Genomic DNA, 2,010 nt, shown 5'->3' on the forward strand with positions numbered 1-2,010 from the left:
CCTTCCGCCTGCAAAACCAGTATGCCGACCGTGAGACAGGACTACATTACAACTTCTTCAGGTATTACGAGCCTGATGCGGGTCGGTTTGTAAATCAGGACCCGATTGGGTTATATGGTGGGGAGAATCTTTATTGGTTTGCACCTAATGTACAAATTTGGGTAGACTTTCTAGGATTAGCAAAAGGAGCTGCGAATCCCGTTGTTAAAGCAGCAATTGAAGTTGGGAAAAGAGCTCATAAAAATTACTCACTTACATTAGGTGGTGGATATGACTTTGAAAGTAGTTTTAGAACAAAGTCAGGGAAATTATACCGATTTGATGCAATTGACTATAAAAATTGTATTGTGCGTGAATTAAAGCCTGATACAAAATCAGGAAGATGTAAGGGAAATAAACAATTAAATAACTATGTGAGAGTTCTTAATAGTGAAGGCCCTGATTCTTGCAAAGGGAAATGGAAAGGTATACTTGATCTTTATAAACCATAAACCTAAAATTTCCTAAAATTTAAAGTGTAATAAGGACAAATTCAACATGAATGCTGATTTTGAGAAAATTTTTTTTAAAGAGTTAAGAGCTATTTTAAAAAAAAATGATTTTTTGAAATTGAATACCTCGAATTATTTCTATAATAATAGTCATATTCAATGTATGTTTAATATTCAAAAAAGTAAATACTCTAAGCAATATTACTTTAATCTTTATGCAAAAAAAACTTCTCCTAATATTTCGCCAAAAGAAATTTCTTGGGGAGCGGATCTTATTTTAAGATTAGAGAATCTATTTCCTAAGTACTCATTTTTAATTAAAGGGATAAATTTTGATGAAAATAAAGATAAACAAAATTATTTCGATTTTCTTGATTTATTAGACACCTATTTTTTAATCGAAATAAAAAAACTAACAAATATAGAAATATTCGAAAACTACATTAAAATGCAACAGGTATAATAAATTTAATTTAAAAAATTTATTATATATATTGTATTTAGCCTCCACAACTTGGCAATGTCGTCTGAAAATTTTCAGCAAGCGTAGGTTGGGGCGAGACCCAACAAAACATCAAGGTCGTCTGAAATTGATTTTCAGACGACCTTGCCTATACCCCCTTACCTGACTAAACTACAACGAAAAAGACCAGCTTATCACCCAGCTTCAATGGAAAATACTATCCAAAGAATAGAGCACCCAAAACCAACTTGCGCGATACCCAGTACGACATTCTGCACCAGCCCGTCACCAAACTGTGCGCTACCACCTAGATGGATTTATTATTAAATAATTATCTACTGGAAATATCTATGATTTCACTGAAAATAACTTAAAACCAATTCGCCAGGGAGGGAAAGGATTTAAATCTAAATGTAAAGATTCATGTAACTAAAATAGGATTAGGATTTTATATGTATAATTCAAATTTTTACCATCTATGGCTTGGTCATTATGAAAGCATAGATGAATATGATAGATACGTAGGAGTTAGTCAAGCAAATACCTCAAACTTTGCACAAGATCTAGGCATACCTAATGAATACCCAAAATGGAATATGAATGGGAAAATAGCCTCTCTTCAACCAAATATTTCATATGCTCTACCTCTTGAAGAAATTTTCAAAGGCAGCCCCGTCAGAAAGCAAGATTATGATGTAATTAAGAAAATATGTAGAGATATAAATTTATACAATCCAAACTCATACATATGGTATTTTAATGAGCAACTTACTTTCCAAGTAGGAACAAGTTTCGATAAATACAAATATATTGGTTACTTTGAGGCGGACAATGATTTCTTAGAATCAAGGACAATTTTATATCCTCAATCATTTACAAGAATATAAGTTATTTTACGCAATAGTGATAAGTTAGGTTAAGACCTAATAACTTCTGAGGTCGTCTGAAAATTTTCAGACGACCCATTCTTCAGCCCCTGCTCCGGTTACGAAACCAAACTGGCCTACACCCCCGAAGGGCAACTGGCGCGCATTACCGATGCGCTGGGACAGCACA

3 protein-coding genes are annotated in these 2,010 nt (G+C 33.4%); all 3 read left to right on the plus strand.

The genetic code is table 11. From position 1 onward, the window contains the following. A partial coding sequence (locus tag HMPREF3050_RS14655) for an RHS repeat-associated core domain-containing protein (RefSeq protein ID WP_283122381.1) occupies positions 1 to 491 on the plus strand: 491 nt, incomplete at its 5' end. 46 nt (positions 492 to 537) lie between these two features. Next, complete coding sequence (locus HMPREF3050_RS10125; RefSeq protein WP_070774685.1) at positions 538 to 954, plus strand: DUF4304 domain-containing protein; 417 nt, start codon at positions 538 to 540, stop codon at positions 952 to 954. 452 nt (positions 955 to 1,406) lie between these two features. Beyond that, entirely contained in the window at positions 1,407 to 1,841 is a 435-nt protein-coding gene (locus tag HMPREF3050_RS10130) for an immunity 22 family protein (protein WP_070774686.1), read from the plus strand. Positions 1,842 to 2,010: the final 169 nt, after the last annotated feature.

The organism is Neisseria sp. HMSC065D04, assembly GCF_001815675.1.
Lineage (GTDB): Bacteria > Pseudomonadota > Gammaproteobacteria > Burkholderiales > Neisseriaceae > Neisseria.